General features: G+C 68.0%; 18 protein-coding genes. 6 read left to right on the forward strand and 12 right to left on the reverse strand.

Annotated elements, in window-relative coordinates:
- Positions 1-238 precede the first annotated feature (238 nt).
- On the forward strand, positions 239-523 hold the full coding sequence (locus AC0L6G_RS06750; protein WP_008260373.1) for a helix-turn-helix transcriptional regulator: 285 nt from the start codon (positions 239-241) through the stop codon (positions 521-523).
- A 259-nt stretch (positions 524-782) separates the two neighbouring features.
- Here AC0L6G_RS06750 and AC0L6G_RS06755 read toward each other — a convergent pair whose 3' ends face one another.
- From AC0L6G_RS06755 to guaB, 7 genes are all read right to left on the reverse strand, one after another.
- Positions 783-1,322 (reverse strand): hypothetical protein, encoded by a 540-nt coding sequence (locus tag AC0L6G_RS06755; protein ID WP_008260164.1) that lies wholly within the window; start codon positions 1,320-1,322, stop codon positions 783-785.
- A 136-nt stretch (positions 1,323-1,458) separates the two neighbouring features.
- On the reverse strand, positions 1,459-2,712 hold the full coding sequence (locus tag AC0L6G_RS06760; protein ID WP_473253218.1) for a tyrosine-type recombinase/integrase: 1,254 nt from the start codon (positions 2,710-2,712) through the stop codon (positions 1,459-1,461).
- A 290-nt stretch (positions 2,713-3,002) separates the two neighbouring features.
- A complete protein-coding gene (guaA, locus tag AC0L6G_RS06765) occupies positions 3,003-4,565 on the reverse strand; it encodes a glutamine-hydrolyzing GMP synthase (protein ID WP_293824779.1) in 1,563 nt (520 codons plus the stop codon).
- Entirely contained in the window at positions 4,562-5,275 is a 714-nt protein-coding gene (locus tag AC0L6G_RS06770) for a 5'-methylthioadenosine/S-adenosylhomocysteine nucleosidase (RefSeq protein ID WP_293824777.1), read from the reverse strand. The genes guaA and AC0L6G_RS06770 overlap by 4 nt, the downstream gene beginning before the upstream one ends.
- Complete coding sequence (locus AC0L6G_RS06775) at positions 5,272-6,573, reverse strand: RsmB/NOP family class I SAM-dependent RNA methyltransferase (protein WP_293824775.1); 1,302 nt, start codon at positions 6,571-6,573, stop codon at positions 5,272-5,274. The genes AC0L6G_RS06770 and AC0L6G_RS06775 overlap by 4 nt, the downstream gene beginning before the upstream one ends.
- 1 nt (position 6,574) lies before the next feature.
- Positions 6,575-6,976, reverse strand: a complete 402-nt coding sequence (locus tag AC0L6G_RS06780; RefSeq protein ID WP_293824773.1) for an MAPEG family protein — start codon at positions 6,974-6,976, stop codon at positions 6,575-6,577.
- A 137-nt stretch (positions 6,977-7,113) separates the two neighbouring features.
- Positions 7,114-8,571, reverse strand: a complete 1,458-nt coding sequence (gene guaB, locus AC0L6G_RS06785) for an IMP dehydrogenase (protein WP_293824771.1) — start codon at positions 8,569-8,571, stop codon at positions 7,114-7,116.
- Between the two features lie 124 nt (positions 8,572-8,695).
- Here guaB and AC0L6G_RS06790 point away from each other — a divergent pair, with 124 nt between their 5' ends.
- Positions 8,696-9,238: a DUF2061 domain-containing protein gene (locus AC0L6G_RS06790; RefSeq protein ID WP_473253020.1), complete on the forward strand. Its 543-nt coding sequence runs from the start codon at positions 8,696-8,698 to the stop codon at positions 9,236-9,238.
- A 3-nt stretch (positions 9,239-9,241) separates the two neighbouring features.
- On the opposite strand, the gene AC0L6G_RS06795 is transcribed toward AC0L6G_RS06790, so the two are convergent.
- The gene (locus AC0L6G_RS06795; RefSeq protein WP_473253021.1) at positions 9,242-9,967 is read right to left on the reverse strand and encodes an RlmE family RNA methyltransferase; all 726 of its coding nucleotides are present in this window, start codon (positions 9,965-9,967) and stop codon (positions 9,242-9,244) included.
- A gap of 71 nt (positions 9,968-10,038) precedes the next feature.
- Here AC0L6G_RS06795 and AC0L6G_RS06800 point away from each other — a divergent pair, with 71 nt between their 5' ends.
- The 3 genes from AC0L6G_RS06800 (at position 10,039) to AC0L6G_RS06810 (ending at position 12,715) form a co-directional block, all read left to right on the forward strand.
- Complete coding sequence (locus AC0L6G_RS06800; RefSeq protein WP_293824766.1) at positions 10,039-10,500, forward strand: peptidylprolyl isomerase; 462 nt, start codon at positions 10,039-10,041, stop codon at positions 10,498-10,500.
- 72 nt (positions 10,501-10,572) lie between these two features.
- Positions 10,573-11,670 carry a glycosyltransferase gene (locus tag AC0L6G_RS06805; protein ID WP_473253022.1) on the forward strand — a complete coding sequence of 366 codons (1,098 nt, stop codon included), beginning with the start codon at positions 10,573-10,575 and terminating at the stop codon, positions 11,668-11,670.
- On the forward strand, positions 11,663-12,715 hold the full coding sequence (locus tag AC0L6G_RS06810; protein WP_473253023.1) for a glycosyltransferase family 4 protein: 1,053 nt from the start codon (positions 11,663-11,665) through the stop codon (positions 12,713-12,715). The genes AC0L6G_RS06805 and AC0L6G_RS06810 overlap by 8 nt, the downstream gene beginning before the upstream one ends.
- Here the strand turns inward: AC0L6G_RS06810 and AC0L6G_RS06815 are convergent.
- The 4 genes from AC0L6G_RS06815 to AC0L6G_RS06830 form a co-directional block, all read right to left on the reverse strand.
- Positions 12,646-13,872 (reverse strand): glycosyltransferase, encoded by a 1,227-nt coding sequence (locus tag AC0L6G_RS06815; RefSeq protein ID WP_473253024.1) that lies wholly within the window; start codon positions 13,870-13,872, stop codon positions 12,646-12,648. The two genes, AC0L6G_RS06810 and AC0L6G_RS06815, sit on opposite strands and share 70 nt — an antisense overlap.
- On the reverse strand, positions 13,869-15,104 hold the full coding sequence (locus AC0L6G_RS06820; RefSeq protein ID WP_473253025.1) for an O-antigen ligase family protein: 1,236 nt from the start codon (positions 15,102-15,104) through the stop codon (positions 13,869-13,871). The genes AC0L6G_RS06815 and AC0L6G_RS06820 overlap by 4 nt, the downstream gene beginning before the upstream one ends.
- Positions 15,089-16,006, reverse strand: a complete 918-nt coding sequence (locus AC0L6G_RS06825) for a glycosyltransferase family 2 protein (RefSeq protein ID WP_473253026.1) — start codon at positions 16,004-16,006, stop codon at positions 15,089-15,091. Before AC0L6G_RS06825 ends, AC0L6G_RS06820 begins: the two co-directional genes overlap by 16 nt.
- Positions 16,007-16,084: 78 nt before the next feature.
- Positions 16,085-17,335 (reverse strand): oligosaccharide flippase family protein, encoded by a 1,251-nt coding sequence (locus tag AC0L6G_RS06830; protein WP_473253027.1) that lies wholly within the window; start codon positions 17,333-17,335, stop codon positions 16,085-16,087.
- A 206-nt stretch (positions 17,336-17,541) separates the two neighbouring features.
- Between AC0L6G_RS06830 and AC0L6G_RS06835 the strand changes: the two genes are divergently transcribed.
- Positions 17,542-18,246 carry a CoA transferase subunit A gene (locus tag AC0L6G_RS06835; protein ID WP_473253028.1) on the forward strand — a complete coding sequence of 235 codons (705 nt, stop codon included), beginning with the start codon at positions 17,542-17,544 and terminating at the stop codon, positions 18,244-18,246.
- Positions 18,247-18,248 lie beyond the last annotated feature (2 nt).

Raw genomic sequence — 18,248 nt, forward strand, 5'->3', positions numbered from 1 at the left:
CTGGCCACGATACCCAGTTGCAGCGAGGAAGGAGCCTGAAGAAGGCGGCGCCCATCCTGCGGTGCGGGATGACCGCGGCGGAGTGACTGGGATCGGTGACCCGTCGACTAAGCGACCGGGCGTCATCAGACGACGTCTGCGCAGACGGTGCTGAGAACCGTAAGACCAACACCGCGGGCCTGCGTGTTTTCCCTGCGGCATCTTTCGGTTCGAATCGACCCGAACGAGGAGATGCATCATGGGACAGACCCATTCGCCCCTGCCACGGACGATCAAGAAACCGGAACTGCGCCAGATGGTGCCGCTCGCAGACAGCACCATCTGGGAGATGGAGCAGCGCGGGGAGTTCCCCAGACGCTTCCGGCTGACGCCGCGATGCGTGGTCTGGGATCTGTCGGAGGTGCAGACCTGGCTGGAGAAACGCCGCCGCACCCCCGTCACGCCGGCCAAGGCTCCGGATGTGCGCCTGCGCCGATCACGCCCCGTCCACGACGGGCCGGGCGCCTCCCGACCGCACCTGTAAGCCGCGCCTCGCTTTAGAAAACGGCGAGCGGATTATCGACTGCTTCAGCCGGGGATGGCGGAGGCAAGGGGGACGGGACACGGGCTTCCAGGGCCGATAATTGATTTCTTCACCCCCGCGAGCTATATGTCGTCCCGAGGCCAGATCGGTTGAAACAGCCTCACCCGCCTCTTCGGAGGTCCACGCGTGAGCGAGATAGGGATTTCGATCCCGGAAGCGGCTACCGAGTGACTTCTGATAAGGGCGCCTCCGGGCGCCCTTATCTTTTCCGGTGGAACTTCAGCTTTTCGCCCTTCAGCGTCTTGTCGATCAGAACGGCGAAGCGAACCTTGCTCATGTGCGCAATAGCGAGCGCCTGCGCCGGCTCCGGGCTGTAGGCGCTTTCCACGAAGAGCTTGAGATCGACGCCCGCGTCGGCGCCGCGCTTGACCCGGAAGAAAACCCTGTAGTCCCCTGCTCCGCCGTCGTTGCGCACACCGATCCGCAGGAAGTTCGCCTCCGGGGTCTGATAGACGTGCGCCGTCGGCAGACCCTTCAGGATATGCGGGAGCGCCTGCGACAGCCCATAGCGGATCGGACAGAAGACGCGCCGCCTCGGACCATCCCAGACCGCGACCGCAGTTTCGTCGTGCTGGGCGGCGTCGAAGGTTTCACTGAAGCAGTGGTTGCTAAACCGGACATCGATCTTCACGCCGTTCGGACGCGACTGGGTGGCCATCTCCAGCACGAAGGGCTCGAGATGGTCGAACGCGAGCGTCTGCCCCGCGACTTCCAGCGGCGGAAAATACGGCCCGGCCATGGCCTACAGTCCCAACAGGTCCGGCGACCGCTTGCGCAGTCCCGGCCGGACGGCCGTGCGCTTGGTGGCGGCAGCCTTATCCCGCGCGTCGATCATGTCCTTGTCCCTGCATTTTCTGCTGGCATCCCGACGCATTTCAAAATTTCGGATCAAAACGCGGTGCGCTGACCTCTGACACGGTCAGAACCGGCGTGTAGGCGCGGCCCGCTTCCCAGGCGTCCACGGCGTTCGACCATTCCTGCGCCATGTGGCGGCGCTGGGTCTCGAACTCCGCCTTGTTGTAGACGCCTCGCGAAGATCGCTCTTCGTGAGCGAGCCCTTTCTCGATCCAGTCCGAGTTGAAGCCCATCTCGTGCAGCAGGGTCGAGGCCGTCCGCCGCAGGTCGTGCACGGTGAAGGGCTCGAGCGGAAGGTTACCCTTTCCGGCCCTTTCAGCGATCGCACTGGTGACGCGGTTGAAAGTCGCCCGCGACATCGGCGCATCGGCGTCATAGCGCGACGGCAGGATGTATTTCGAGTTGCCGGCGCAGGTCTTCAGAGCGACCAGGATGTCGAGCATCTGGGTGGAGAGGTAGACGTTGTGAGGGCGTGAGCGCTTCATGCGCGCAGCCGGGATCGACCAGACCGCATTGTCGAAATCCACCTCGGTCCACACCCCGTCCTGAAGTTCGCTCTTCCGAACCATGCTGAGGAGGATGAACTTCAAGCCGAGCCTGATGGTCGGCAGGGTCGCGACCTCACCCAGGAGCATCAGCATGATCCGGATTTCGGCTGGGGTGAGTGAGCGATCGCGCGGCCGGAAGGTGGCGATCGAAGCCGGACCCACGTCATCCGCAGGATTGTCGATCTTCTCGCCGTGGAGGATGGCCCAGCCGTAGATTTGTTTGACGATATCCCGGACATGGATCGCCGTGGCGGGCGCCCCGCGATCCACAATCGCCTTGCAGTGGGCCCGCAGATCGTCGGGTGTGATCTCGCTCAGCAGGCGGTTCTTCCACTTCGGCAGGATGTCCCGATTGAAAATCGCCCGGCGCATGTCGCGGATGCTGTCCGCCATCGGCGCGCGGTCCATCCAGCCCTGGGCGACCTGTGCGAAATCGTGAGCTTCCTTCAGGCGACGTTTGGCGCGCTGCTTTTCAACCGCGGGCGACACCCCGTCCGCGATCGCCTTCTTCACCTCGATCAGCCGCTCACGGGCTTGGGCCAGCGTCAATCCGGCGCTGCCGTAACGCCCGAGCGTCAAGGTCTCTCGACGGCCGTTGAACCGATAGTCGTAGCGGAATGAGATTGCGCCGCCCGTCGAGACATAGACGTACATGCCGTCCCTGTCGGTACTCTTGTAAGCCCTTGCTTTCGGTCGCAAATTCTTCAGCGCAGTGTCGGTAAGCACGGTATAATCGCCTCTCTCCGTCGGTCCTCGAAATCGGTCCCGCCAAGACGGCTTTTTCTCATTCATCTCAATGACTTGCTGGAAATGAATACCGTCAGACCGCGGCCCGATGTCAGGACGGTATGAGCCCGAGTCCGCCAGATCAATGCAGCGGCGTACCGTCGGCCAGTCCGACAAAACGAAAAAAGACCCTCCGAATGGCTCCGAAGGGTCTCGACAGAATTCACAATGTTGTCAGGCCTTTAGAGGCCGCTTCGGAAGCGATACCGAATGCTGCCGAAGGGTCGGGACTATTCCCACTCGATCGTGCCGGGCGGTTTGGAAGTCACGTCGTAGACCACGCGGTTCACGCCGCGCACCTCATTGATGATGCGGGTCGCGGTCTTGCCAAGGACATCCCAGGGGAATTGGTAGAAGTCGGCCGTCATGCCGTCGGTGGAGGAGACCGCGCGTAGGGCCAGCACCTTTTCGTAGGTGCGCGCGTCGCCCATGACGCCGACAGTCTTGACCGGCAGCAACACGGCGAAAGCCTGCCAGATATCGTCGTAGAGGCCGGCCTTGCGGATTTCGTCCAGATAGATGGCGTCGGCGTCCTGAAGCGTGGCGACGGCGTCCGGCGTGATTTCGCCGGGAATACGGATGGCCAGGCCCGGTCCGGGGAAGGGGTGGCGGCCGACAAAGGCGTCGGTCAGGCCCAGTTCGCGGCCAAGCGCACGAACCTCGTCCTTGAACAGTTCGCGCAGGGGTTCGACCAGCTTCAGCTTCATATAGTCGGGCAGGCCGCCGACGTTGTGGTGGCTCTTGATGACGTGGGCCTTGCCGCTGGACGAGGAGACGCTCTCGATCACGTCGGGATAGAGGGTGCCCTGGGCCAGGAATTCCGCGCCCTCGATCTTGGCGGATTCGCGGTCGAAGACCTCGATGAACAGCCGGCCGATGGTCTTGCGCTTGGTCTCCGGGTCGGAAATCCCAGCCAGTTCGCCGAGGAATTCCTTCGACGCATCAACATGCACCAGCGGGATATTGTAGTGTTCGCGGAACAGGGTCGTGACCTGGGTGGCCTCGTCCTTCCTCAGCAAGCCGGTGTCGACGAAGACGCAGGTCAGTTGGTCGCCGATGGCCTCGTGGATCATAACGGCGGCGACCGAGGAGTCCACGCCCCCCGACAGGCCGCAGATCACCTTGGCGTCGCCGACCTGTTCGCGGATCTGGGCGATCTTCTCGTCGCGATAGGCGGCCATCGTCCAGTCGCCCTTCAGCCCCGCGATGCCATGGGTGAAGTTCTTCAGCATCTGATGGCCGCGCGGGGTGTGCATCACTTCGGGGTGGAACTGCACCCCATAGAAGCGGCGGGTCTCGTCGGCGATCACCGCATAGGGCGAGCCCTCCGACGAGGCGACCACGTCGAAGCCCTCGGGGATGGCGACGATCTTGTCGCCGTGGCTCATCCAGACCTCTTCGTTCTCGCCGACGGGGGCCAGGTCGGCCAGCAGGGGCGAGGCCTTCTGAACGGTGATCTCGGCGCGGCCGAACTCGCGGGTGTGGCCGCCCTCGACCTTGCCGCCCAGTTGCTCGCACATCGTCATCTCGCCGTAGCAGATGCCCAGAACCGGCACGCCGGCCTCGAACACGCCCTGCGGCGCGCGGGGGCTGCCTTCTTCGTGCACGCTCTCGGGGCCGCCCGACAGGATGATGGCCGCCGGGTTCATGGCCGCCAGGGCGGCGTCCGCCTTCTGGAACGGATGGATTTCGCAATAGACGCTGGCCTCGCGCAGACGGCGCGCGATCAGCTGCGTCACCTGGCTGCCGAAATCGACGATGAGGACCTTCTGGTGGTCTTGCGGCGTGGTCATAGCGTGATCGAATCCGGGGCGGGACGTTGCGCGGGGTCTTGGCCTTGTGGGGCCATTTTTTCAAGGTTCGGGATTTCAAGGGCGGACAGACCGTGCGTCTCCAGCACGGCGGTCAGGCGATCAAGGGCGACCGCCAGGTTTTGATCCACATGATGCAGGGTGGAGGTCCAGTCCTCCAGCGCCTTCAGCTCGGCCCGGCCGTCCGAGACGCCGCGCATGGCGACCAGCGGAACGCCGAAGGTCTGGGCCGACCGGACCAAAGCCCAGGTCTCCATATCCACCATATCCGCGTCGATGGCGTTATAGGCGTCGCCTGAAACGACATTCGCCCCGGTCGACAAACGCGCGGTCGGCACGCCCGGAATGGGGCACGGCAGGGGCATCACGGCGGGTTGGTCCAGCAGCGGGGTCACGCCCTTGGGGAAGCCCAGGGCGCTGGCGTCCATGTCGCGATAGGCCACCGACGACGCCTGATAGACGGCCGCATGTTCCAGTTCGCGCGATCCGCACGAGCCCAGGGACACGATCAGATCGGGCCGGTCGCCCGCCGCTTCGAGCCGCGCCAGGACGGCGGTCAGGGCGACGGCCGCCTCCACCGGGCCGACGCCGGTCATCAGCGGCTGGATGCGGGCCTGAAGATGGCCCCCGTATTCGGCGGGCGCGGCCATGACATGGAGGATCGAAATCCCGCCGCGCCGATCCAGCCTCACGCCGCGCGCTCGTAGATCGCGGCGAAGAAGCCGTCGGTAGCGGTCGAGGCGGGCGACAGGCGAAGGCGGGCCCCCCGCCCCATTGCCGCAAACCGGGCGCGGGCCGCCTTGGTCAGTTGCGGCGCGGCCAGGACGTCGCCGATCGGCACAGGCCGAAACTCCGGGTGCGCCGCCTCGAAGGCGTCGGCGCTGGCCTCGTTCTCGCACGCCAGCATCGAACAGGTGACATAGACCAGGCGGCCGCCCGGCTTCACCAGCTTGGTCGCCTGGCCCAGAATGCGGACCTGCAATCCATGCAGTTTCTCCGCCTCCTCGGCCGTCAGGCGCCAGGCGTCCTCGGGACGGCGACGCCAGGTGCCCGAACCCGAACAGGGCGCATCGACGAAGACCAGATCGGCCTGGCCGTTCAGGACCTCCAGCCCGCCGCCGTTCTGGCCGATCAAGACCAGGTCGGCCTCGACGCCCGCGCGTTGCAGGCGGGGACGGATGTTCTCCAGCCGCTTGTTCACGACATCGGACGCGACCAGCTTGCCCTGGCCCTTCATCGCCTGGGCCAGACCCAGGGTCTTGCCGCCGCCTCCGGCGCAGTAGTCCACCACCGTCGTGCCGGGTTGCGCCCCGGCCAGCCAGCAGACGACCTGACTGCCTTCGTCCTGGATTTCGAACCGGCCGGCCTTGAAGCCTTCCAGCGCCTGGATGTTGGGCGGCGGTTCCGACGGCACGCGCAGGCCGACGGCCGACCAGGGCGTGCGCGAAACGTCCAGACCGGCGGCCTTCAGCTCGGCCTCGACCTCGTCCACCGTCGCAGCCGCATCATTGACCCGCAGGTCGATCGGCGCGCGGGGAGCCATCAGGGCATGGGCTTCCTCGGCCCAGCGCTCGCCGAAGGTCGCCTTGAAATCCTCGACCACGAAATCGGGCAGGCCGGCCGCGACCCAGCCCGGCAACTCGTCCTGCCCCGCCATGATGCGCGACCGTTCCTGTTTCGACAGCGGGCGGGGACCATAGCCGTCGCCCGAGTGCAGCGCCTCGATCTCCTCCAGCGACAGGCCGTCGATGGCGTGCAGCGAACCGATCACCAGGGCCCGCCCGTCCTCGCGTCCGCCCATGATCCACGACAGGCGGCCGCGCGCGCGCAGCACCTTGTAGACGCGGTCTGCGATGGCGCGGCGATCCTTGGAGCCGGCGTAACGGTTGGCGGTCCCCCAGGCTTTCAGGACGGCCTCGGCCGGTTGGCGGCCCTGAGCGATGGAGTCCAAGACAGAGGCGGCGGCGGCGAGGCGGGCGGCTGGGGTCAATCTAGGCTTTCAGAAGAAACAGAGACGCCAGGACCATGATCAGTCCCGCAAGCGAGACCACCCAGACCAGCGACCGGACATAGGGAACGCCAAAGGCGTAAAGCGGAACATAGGCGACGCGCGCCCAGAAATAGAGGGCCGTCCCCCACAGGGTCAGGCGGCCGTCCGCGCCGACTGCATGGGCGATGAGCACCGCGCCTATGAACAGCGGCAGGGTCTCGTAGAGATTGGCCTGGGCGCGTTCGAGGCGCCCGGTCAACGGCCGGGTCGAAACGAGCGTTTGGTCGCGCGCCCCCGCATTCCACTTCAGGCCAAACTCGGCCGTTCGCGCCCCGGCGGGCAGAAAGACCTGCACCAGCGCCAGGATCAGCGTCAGGGACAGATAGGTCAGTTCGGTCGTCATGGCCTGATCCTTCGATGCGTCATCCTAGGCCTTGTGCCTTGGATCCAGAAACACAGCCGCCTGACGCCTGGGACCAGCCGTCGAACACCGGGAGTCTGGATCCTCGCCACAAGGGCGAGGATGACGGGAAAACGAAACTACCCCTGCCGATAATTCGGCGCCTCGCGCGTGATCATGACGTCATGGACATGGCTCTCGCGCAGGCCAGCGCCAGTGATGCGAACGAAGCGGGCGCGTTCCTGGAATTCCGGGATGGTTCCGGCCCCGACATAGCCCATCGATGCGCGAAGGCCGCCGACCAGCTGGTGCAGAACCGGACTGATCGGCCCCTTGTACGGCGTCTGGCCCTCGATGCCCTCGGGCACCAGCTTCTCGGAAGAGACCTCCTTCTGGAAGTAGCGGTCCGCCGATCCGCGCGCCATCGCCCCGACCGATCCCATGCCGCGATACGACTTGTAGCTGCGGCCCTGGTACAGGAAGACCTCGCCGGGGCTTTCGTCGGTGCCCGCGAACATAGAGCCCATCATGGCCACGTTCGCTCCGGCCGCGATGGCCTTGGCCAGATCGCCCGAATATTTGATGCCGCCGTCGGCGATGACCGAGGCGCCCGTGCCCTTGGCGGCGCGGGCCGCGTCCATCACCGCCGTCAGCTGGGGCACGCCCACCCCGGCGACGACGCGGGTGGTGCAGATGCTGCCCGGACCGATGCCGACCTTGACCGCATCGGCGCCGGCGTCGATCAGGGCGCGCGTCGCGTCATAGGTGGCGACGTTTCCGGCGATGACCTGCAGTCGGTTGCTTTCGCGCTTGATGCGCTCGACCACCTGGGCGACCGAGGCCGAATGGCCGTGGGCGGTGTCGATCACCACCACGTCCACGCCCGCATCCGCCAGGGCCATGGCCCGTTCATAGCCCGCATCGCCGACGGTGGAGGCGGCGCCGACCAGCAGCCGGCCCTGCTCGTCCTTGGCCGCATGGGGGAAGGCCTGGGCCTTCTCGATGTCCTTCATGGTGATCAGGCCGACGGCGCGATAATCCTCGTCCACCACGATGACCCGCTCGATCTTTCGGGTGCGCAGCAGTTCGCGGGCCTCGTCGCGCCCGGCGCCCTCCCGCACCGTGATCAGGTCGCCGGTGGTCATCAGCGAAGCCGCCGTGACGTTCGGATCGCTCTCGAAGCGCATGTCGCGATGGGTCAGCATCCCCACCAGCTTGCCCGTGGCCGGATCGACGACGGGGAAGCCGGTGATCTTCTTGGCGGCGACGATCTGGCGAACCTCGCCCAGGGTCGTCTGAGGACCGACCGTCACCGGATTGACCACCATGCCGCTCTCATAGCGTTTGACGGCGCGGACCTCGTCGGCCTGCTCCTCGATGGTCATGTTCCGATGCAGCACGCCCAGTCCGCCCGACTGGGCCATGGCGATGGCCAGGCGGCTTTCCGTCACCGTGTCCATGGCGGACGACAGCAGCGGGATGTTCAGTTTGATGTCGCGCGTCAGCTGGGTCGAGACATCGACCATCGCCGGCATGAACTCGGACGGGCCGGGTTCCAGCAAAACATCGTCGAAGGTCAGTCCTTCGCGTATCTCCATAGGGAGTCTCCGTTTTGCGGGCCGCGTATAACGGGATGCGGGGGTCGGGGGCAAGGGGCGCGCCTATCGCGGCGATAGAATTTATTGCTTTGCAACCGTCGCGGCCGTTTCCCATTCTCCGTTCATGGTCGGCGTCATCCTCAGCACCGCGCGCAAACTGGCGTTGAAGATCGCCAGCTACGGCGTCATGCACCTGGTGGTCGCCATCCTGACGGCGTTCGCCATCACCCGCGACTGGCGCGTCGCCCTGGCGGTGGGCGTGGTCGAGCCGATTTTTCAGACCATCGCCTATTCGATCCACGACCGAGTCTGGCACCGGATCGAACGTCGCCGCAGGGCGTCCGGGCTGGAGGAGGCGACCGAGGCGGTCGCGGCGCGCCTTGACGTCATGTCGCCCGAAGAGCAGGCCCGGGTTCACGACCACGCCGGTCATTCGCACGCCCTGCCCCGCTCCTTGCGGCAGATCGCACTGAAGACCATCACCTATGGCGCGATGCATTTCACCGTCGCCGTATCGGTCGCCTTCGCTCTGACCCACGACATCCGCACGGCCCTGGCCATCGGCATAGTCGAGCCGGTGGTGCAAACGGTCTTTTTCACCCTGCACGACCGCATTTGGTTGCGTATCGAGGATCGCAGGGCGCGCGCCGCTATCGCGCCGGCCTGAGCTTCATCGCTTGTTCAGCGCCACCAGAAAGACCTCGGCGCTGTCCTTTCGGCTGGACGCCGGCTTGACGTATTTCACCGTCTCGAACTCTTCTCGCAGCCGCGCCAGCACCCCGCCGGCGTCCCCTCCCTGGAAGTTCTTGGACACGAAGTTCCCGCCCGGCCGCAGGGTGCGGATGGCGAAGTCGGCGGCGATCTCGATCAGGGCGATGATCTTCAGGTGGTCGGTCTGGCGGTGGCCCACCGTGTTGTGCGCCATGTCCGACAGCACCAGGTCGGGCCGTCCGCCGATGGCGTCGATCAACTGCTGGTCCACGCCCGGATGGGTGAAGTCCGCCTGAAGCAGGGTCGCGCCGGGAATCGGTTCGATCATCAACAGGTCCACGCCAGCAACCGCGCCGGCGCCGCGATCCAGCGCCACCTGCACCCAGCCGCCGGGCGCCGCGCCCAGGTCGATGACTTTCGACCCCCGCTTGATCAGCCGGAACCTGTCGTCGATCTCGATCAGTTTGAAGGCCGCGCGCGAGCGCCAGCCCTCGGCCCTAGCCTTTTCGGACCATTTGTCGGACAGCTGGCGCTTGATCCACTGCTGGCTGGACATCGACTTGGTGTCCGCCGTCTTCATCTTCGCGCCCATGCCGCGCCCGGCGGCGGTCCCGCCGGTGGGGGGGCGCACCATGCGGCGGCGTTCTCCGTTCGGCTGATTCTGGGGCTTTTCGTCCTCGCTCATCGTTCCCACATAGCCCCGACCGGCGTTGCGGGCTATGTCCCGCCTCAAATCAACCCGAGAGGACGACCGAAATGGCCGACACCCTGACCTTCACCCTGGACACCGGCGACGGCGAAGCCCGCGACGTGGTCATCAAACTGCGTCCCGACCTGGCCCCCGCCCACGTCGAACGCATCACCGAATTGGCCCAGGAAGGCTTTTACGACGGCGTCGTCTTCCACCGCGTCATCCCCGGCTTCATGGCCCAGGGCGGCGATCCCACCGGCACCGGGACTTCCGGTTCCAACAAGCCGAATCTGAAGCAGGAATTCTCGGCCGAGCCGCACGTGCGCGGCGTCTGCTCCATGGCCCGCACCTCGGACCCGAACAGCGCCAATTCGCAGTTCTTCATCGTCTTCGACGACGCCACCTTCCTGGATCGCCAGTATACCGTGTGGGGCCAGGTCGAATCCGGCATGGAACACGTGGACGCCCTGCCCAAGGGGGAGCCGCCGCGCAACCCCGGCAAGATCGTCAAGGCGACCGTCAACTAGGATCACAATCTTGACGTTTTCCGACGATGGCTGGCAGTTGCGGAGCGGGACCATCGTCGGGGGACGGCAGGCGTGCGTATTCTTCAGGTCATCGAGCCGTCGGGCGGCGGTTCGGGACGCCATGTCGTCGACCTGTCCGAGGCGCTGATCGGCGCCGGCCATCAGGTCGCCTTGGTCTATTCGCCGCTTCGCGCCGAACCCCGTTTCGAGACCGAAGTCGCCGCCTTGCCCCTGGCCGCTCTGGAACGTCTGCCGCTTCGCCGCGAGATCGGCCTGTGGGATTTCGCCGCGCTTCGGGCGTTGAACAGGCTGATCGCCCGCCTGGGGCCTTTTGAAATCCTGCACGGCCACAGCGCCAAGGCCGGCGCCCTTGCGCGGCTGGCCCATGCGCCGGGCGCCGCGCGGGTCTATACGCCCCACGCCCTGGCGATGATGGGCGCCGCCGGACTTGCGAAGACCGCGGCCGGCGTGGTGGAATTCGGTCTGGCGCGGGCGCGAACCGATGCGGTCGTCGCCGTCTCGACTGAAGAAGCCGCCGTAGCCCGTCGCTGGGGCTTGCCGAAAGATCGGCTGCATATCGTGCCGAACGGCCTGGCCCGCGCCCCGCACCGCGATCGGGCCGTCGCGCGTCAGCTCATGGACGTCCCCGACAGCGCCCTGATCGTGGGCTTCGTCGGCCGGCTGAGCCCGCAAAAGGACCCGGTGCGTTTCGCCCGGGCCGTTCGGCTGGCGCGACAGGGCGATCCCCGCGTCCTGGGCGTCGTGATCGGGGGCGGACCGCTGGCGGCGGCGGTCGCCGAAGCAGGCGGCGAGGCGGTGCGATTGATCGGAGAGGCGGACGCCCGTCGCCTGATGGCCGGTTTCGACCTCTTCGTCATGACCAGCCGTTACGAGGCGGACGCCTACGCCCTTATCGAAGCGGCGGCCCTGGGCCTGCCCATCGTGACGACCAACGTCGGGGGCACGGACCGGCTGCTGGCCTGCGGCGCACGCCTCGACCGCGTGGCGGCGGATATCGCGCCCGAACGGCTGGCCGAGGCGATGCTGGCGGCGCTGCGTCGTCCGCCACAGCTCGGCGCGCCGCCCGCGACGCCGTCGGCGGCGGAGATGGCGGCCCAGACCCTAGAGGTCTATCGCCAGGCCTTTCGGAGGCGTCGACCGGATGGTTGAGCCGATCCTGATCAACGCCCGCTTCCTGACCCGGCCCCTCAGCGGCGTGCAACGCTACGCCCATGAGATCGTCCGCGCGCTGGGCCGCCTGCCCGACGCCGAGCGACGCTATGTGCTGGCCGTTCCGAGGGGCGCCCCCCTGCCCGCCACCCTCATTCCGGTCCGCGTGCTGCCCGGCGTCGGCGGTCATCTGTGGGAACAGACGCACCTGGCCCGCGCGGCGAGAGGCGGTCGCCTCCTGTCGCCGTGCGGAGCCGGGCCGGTCGGTCATTCGCGGCAGTTGGCGGTCATCCATGACGCCGCCGTCTTCCGGCATCCCGAACTTTTTCGGCCAGCCTACGGCGTGGGCCATCGACTCCTGGGTCGGCGACTGGCCAGACGCGCGCGCCTGGCCACGGTCTCGCGCTTCTCGCAGGGAGAGCTGGCGGAGGCGCTGAACCTGCCGCCCGACGTCATCGCCGTGGCCCCGAACGGCGCCGAACATGTGCACGACGTCGTCCCCGACGCGGCCGTCCTGACCGAATTGGACCTGTCGCGGCGTCCGTATTTCGTGGCCGTCGGCAATCAGACGCCGAACAAGAACCTCGCCGTGGCCGTCCGCGCCCTGGCCCGAATTACCGACCCCGACCTCAGGCTGGTCGTGGTCGGAGCCCGCCTGGGCCAGGTTGCGAAAACGGCGAGCCTGGCCGACGACCCGCGCGTCCTTCTCGCCGGCCGCCGCACCGACGCCGAGGTCGCCGCCCTGTTGCGGCACGCCGAGAGCCTGATTTTTCCCAGCCTGTACGAAGGATTCGGCCTTCCGCCTCTCGAGGCCATGGCCCAGGGCTGCCCCGTGATCGTCTCCGACATTGCAGCGACGCGCGAGGTGTGCTGCGACGCCGCCCTCTATTTCGACCCGACCGACGACGCGGCCCTGGCGGACCGAATGCGGAGAGTCATGGCCGGCGCCGATCCGGCGCGGCGCGCGGCGGGGATTCAGCGCGCCGCCGAATATCGCTGGTCGCGGTCGGCCAGGATTCTCGACGACCTGTTGGCCAGTATCTGATCGTAGATATCCAGATGGGCCGCCATCACGCCGGCCTGGGTCCAGGCCGGCGGCTGGGGCGCGGCGAACCGCCACCGTTCCGGGTCCGCCATCGCCGCCTGCATCGCCTGCGCCAAAGCCGTGTCGTCGCCAGGTTCGATCAGCGCCGCGGCGCCCGCGCCCCGGGAGGCGTCCGGCAGGCCGCCGATGCGCGAAGCGATCACGCCTCGGCCATGCTGCACCGCCTCCGCAACCGCGCGGCCGAACGGCTCCACCCACGAGGCGGGCGCAACCAGCACATCCGCCGTCGGCCAGAAGTCGCCGGGCGCAACCTGGCCCAACCAAACGATGCGCGGATCGGGGAACGCCGCCTGGAGACGCGCGACATAGGCCGGATCGCCGCGTCCCGCGATCCTGAGCCGCCAGTCCCCGGCCAGACGGACGGTCGCCCGCAGCAGGGTCTCGATCCCCTTTTCCGGCTCGATCCGGCCGATAAAACCGAACGTCAGCGCCGACTCCTGCGACACAGGCGGCCGTGGCCGCTGCCGCGTCGGCGCAGAGGCGTTTCCTACGACCGACGCCGTGCTGTCGCGGAAATAGCCCGAGCGGCGATGCGCTTCCAGCAACGGCTGGCTCAGGCCGATCACATGCTCCACCGCCTGCGACCGCGCCCGCTTGCCAGCCGTCAGCAGAACGCAGGCGGCGCACCGACGCAGGCACCGGCGCCCCTGGCGAAACATCGACGCCCGCGCGCACATCATCGACCAGTCGCGCAGCGTCTGGACCAGCGGCAGGTCGCGCCGCCGCGCCGCCCGATAGACCGAAAGGGAAAAGCCGGTCGTCAGATGCAGGTGGATCAGATCGGGCCTGACCTGCGCCACCACCCGATCCGCCATGTGGTCCATCAGCGGATTGGCCGTCTCCAGCCCGTGCCAGACGGCGCGTTGCAAGGCCGAGCGCCGCCGGCCGTCGTAGGGCCAATAGAGGTTCCTCAACGGCAGCCGATGGACGACAACGCCGTTCGCCGCCCGCTCGACGGAGGCTGCGCCCCCCGCCAGGGTCAAGACCGTCGTCGCGACCCCGGCCCCAGCCAGCCCCTCGGCCAGTTGCGCCACGCTGCGTTCCGCCCCTCCGACATCGGCCGGGGGATAGAGGGTGTTGACGATCAGCACCCTCATGGCGGCGTCGGCCGGCGCCAGGCCAAGGCCGCGACTAGGCAGGACAGGAAGACGAACCCGGTGCCCTGGGCCAGATCCTCGCTGCCCATCGCCGCGAGCAGATAGACCGAAAGCGGCGTGAAAACGTCCATCCGCGCGGCCGATATAAGATGCAGGACAAGCAGGACCGTCGCCGCCGCCAGCCCCGCGGTCCGCGCCGTGAACAGATAGCCGTTGTGGCTGACAGACCGGGCGCGATGGGCCCCCATGTCCTGGGCGGTGGTCCAGCCTTCGCCCAGGGGCTGATCCGCAATCAGCGCAAGGGTGCGCCGCCAGGTCTCCATCCGTCCCGCCAGATTGTCCGCCGCGGCCGCCCAGTCGAAACGCGCGGCCAGGCGCTCGATGTCGAATTCGCCGCCGATCTGGAGCATCAGGACGCCGGCGACGACGACGCAAAGCGCCAGCAGGGCGCCGGGCGTGTCGAACCGCTCACGCCATCGCCAGCCCACCACGATCCGCGCCAGCCAGGCCATGCCTGCCGCCATCAGGCCGGCGCGGGACAGGGTTCCGACAAAGCCCAGCAGGGCCAGGCCGACGCCGGTCCAGGTCGTGAAACGCCGAGACCATCGTCCCCGCGCCAGGGCGACGCCGGCCGGAACCGCCAAGCCGATCATGGCCATGGCGGCGTTCGGATGTTCGGCCAGGGTCGTGATCCGCACCTGGGCCGCGACTGTCGTGCCCATGGCGCGCGGCGAGGCCAGCCCCGCCGCCTGCAAGGCCTCGCGCCCGATCAACACGGACAGGGCGGAAGTCGCCAGATGGACGGCCGATCCGAACAGGATGGCTGCGAAGAACAGACGCCTGGCCGTTTCGTCGCGCGCCAGCAAGTCGCCGACAGACGCCGCGACCAGGCTCGCGGCGATCCAGCGAAACCAGAAGACGGCGTCCCCAGCGTCGAAATCCGCGCCTGCGCGCGACTGTTGCGCCAGCAGACTAGCCATGAGGAAAAAGGCCGCCGCCGCGCCGACAAGGCGAAACGCGGCTCTCGTCCGCCGCCATTCCACGACGATCATCGGCACGGCGATCGCCAGGGCCAGATCGCCCAGGCGCGGACCGCTGAGGCGTCCCGGGGTCAGGAACAGCGGCAGGGTCACGCCCAGCCCCAGCAACACGACCGCCGACCGGCCATAGAGACGGCCGAGATGCGGTCCACGCCGCCCGCCGCGCGGCCTCGCCGTCACGACGTCGGACAAGGCTCGACCTCGGGGTTGAACCGCGCCCCGTCCATCACGCCGGCGACCAGCACCCCGGCCTTGCGCCACCGCCCCTTCAAGGCCAGGGCGACCGCCATGCGCAGTCGCGACAGGGCGTAACGCGCCGCTGGTCCCTTCCCCTCGTGACGCCGTTTGGCCAGGATGACGTTGCGCGTCAGATAGCGATGCAGCCGCTCGCGTCCCGGCTCCGGCTCGGTCTCGATGCTCAGACGGCCGGGCGTCGCGCGGACATGCACGACACGGCTGGCGGCGACCAGATGCCCCGGCGCCTGCCGCGAAAGCCGCAGCGTATACTCCGTATCGTCGCCCCAGACGAACATCGGCGCCAGCGGCAGGCCGTGCCGCGTCACCGCCGACCGACTGACCATCAGGGAGACGAAGGTCGCCTGGCGCACCGGGATCAGCCCCCGGTCTAGCCGCTCCCCCCAGACGGGATAGCCCAGGGCGTTCTCGCGCCGGTCGATCTCGGGCGTATTGGTCAGATGGCCGTCCGGCGAACGGACGCTGGAGCACAGAAAGGCGGACGTCACGCCCTCCGACGCCAGCCCGTCATCGGCCGCCAGCAGGGTCTGCAACGCATCGGGCGCGGCCAGCACGTCGTCGTCCATCAGCCACAGCCGTTCTGCGCCAGCCTGGACGGCGGCGCGGATCCCGGCGTTGAAGCCGCCTGCGCCCCCGGTGTTGGTCGCCATTCGCACCACTGTCGCCCGTCCCGCCCAGGCGTCGGCCAGCATGTCTGCGGTGCCGTCGTCGCTGGCGTTGTCGACCACGATCAGGCCGTCGCACGGCCGCGTCTGGGCCATCAGATGGGCCAGGCACTGTTCCAGCAGGGCGCGCCGGTTCCACGTGACGACCACGGCGAAGACGACGGGCGCCCTCATGCCGCAAACCGCGGCTCGGCCGGCGTCGGCCTTTCCGCGACCACGGCGCCGGTGAAGCCTGCGCCGACGACCAATCCATCACATCGCCGCGACATGGCGGCTCCGTGGCGGAAACAGCGAAACCCAACGCCCTCTCAGGCTGACGAGGCAGATCAGGACGACGGCCGCCTCGCCGACGATCCGCGCCCAGGCCATGCCCACGGCCCCGAACCTGGGGGCCAGCATCCAGGCCGCGCAAAGGGTCGCGGCGCATCCCGCGCCCGTCATCAGGGCGAACCGGCCGTCCATGCGCAGCGACGTCATCAGATGCAGTCCCAGAACCTGGCTGACCGCCACGAGAGGCAGGATGGCGGCCAGCAGGCGCAAGACCCCCTCGGCGTCCGCGAAGGCCGGGCCGAACAGGGCGCGCACCATGGTCGGCGCCCCGATCGCCATCACCGCAGCGACCGCGACGGCCGCGACAAAGGCGCTCGCCAGCGTCCAGCGGGCGGTGCGGAAGGCGGCGGCCGGGTCATGAACCAGAAGTCCGGCGATTCTCGGCGCGATCACGCCAGCCAGCGGCCGCATCGACGAGCCGGCCGCGGCGACCAGCCGATCCGCAGCGCCGTACAGCGCGGCCTGCGCCGGTCCCGCCAGGGCGGCGACCGTCAGCACCGCCGCCCCTGTATAGGCGACGATCACCGCGCGGCTGACCAACAGGGGCGCCCCCTGCTTCAAGGCGCCGACCAGAGATGTCTGGGACGGCCACTGGACCCGCTGGTTTCGGCCAAGCAGGATCACGCCTGCGAACACGCCGGCCCAGACGCCCGCCGCCTGCCACCCCAGGACCCCGGCGACCTCCAGCCCTGGCGAAGCCACGATCGCGACCGCCGCCGCCAGCATGAGGCCGACTTCCAGCATCGCCAGCGGCGCCGGTCGTCCGATCCCCTGAAAATACCATAGCAGGCCCGCGCCCTGCCCCATGCCCAGCAGTATCGCCATCGCCGTGACCGTCGTCTGGCCCTGCAGAACGGGTGTGATGACCGAAAGGCTCAGCCCCACCGCGATGGCGGGCAGGGCCAACAAGGCCCGCGAGGTCGCCGCCAGGCCGACGACGGCGGGCCTGGCCGAGACGTTCGCGGCGATGTCGCGCGGCCCGGAAACCGACAGACCGTAATCCGCGACCACAGAGACGGCCAGCGCCAGCGAAAGGCCGGCCGCATAGGCGCCGAACCCGTCGACCCCCAGCCGGCGCGTCAGAACGGGATAGAGCACCAGGGGCGCGGCGTAGCGGGCGGCATGGGCCGCGTACAGCCAGCCGACGGCGGCCACGCCCGGCGCAGACAGCAATCGCCGCCGATCATCCGCCACTCGCCGCCCCCGCATCTCAACCTGGGCGGGACGTTACACACGCAGTATGCGCAACGGCAAGGCGCGAAGCCGCGAACCTGCGGCGCGCAAGGCGATTGCCCGGACCGGACTTGCCTTCTAGGTCTTGGGGCGACTATGAGCGGGACGACGCCGCAATATTCATCAGACGGTGAAAAGGGAGAGCGATGGGAAAGATCTACGCTGACGTCGGGTCCGCGCTTGAGGGGCTGATCTTCGACGGCATGACGGTCATGTCCGGCGGCTTCGGCCTGTGCGGCATTCCCGAGAACCTGATCGCCGCCCTGCGCGACAGCGGCGTCAAGGGTCTCACCGTCATCTCGAACAACGCGGGCGTGGACGGCTTCGGCCTGGGCCAGCTGCTGGAGACGCGCCAGATCGCCAAGATGATCTCGTCCTACGTCGGCGAGAACAAGGAGTTCGAGCGCCAGTACCTGGCCGGCGAGCTGGAGCTGGAGTTCAACCCCCAGGGCACCCTAGCCGAGCGCATCCGCGCGGGCGGCGCGGGCATTCCCGCCTTCTTCACCGCCACCGGCGTTGGCACCCTGGTCGCCGAGGGCAAGGAAGAGCGCACGTTCGACGGCCGCCGCTACATCATGGAGACCGGCCTGGTCGCGGACCTGGCCATCGTGAAGGCGTGGAAGGGCGACGAGCGCGGCAATCTGATCTTCCGCAAGACGGCCCGCAACTTCAACCCGATGATGGCCACGGCGGGCAAGGTGACGGTGGTGGAGGTCGAAGAGATCGTGCCCGTCGGATCGCTCGATCCCGACCACATCCACACGCCGGGGATTTACGTGGATCGCATCGTCCAGACCGTATCCGAAAAGCGCATCGAACAGCGCACCGTCCGCAAGCGGGAGACTGCGTGATC

It is taken from the genome of Brevundimonas sp. D3-1P, assembly GCF_055809335.1.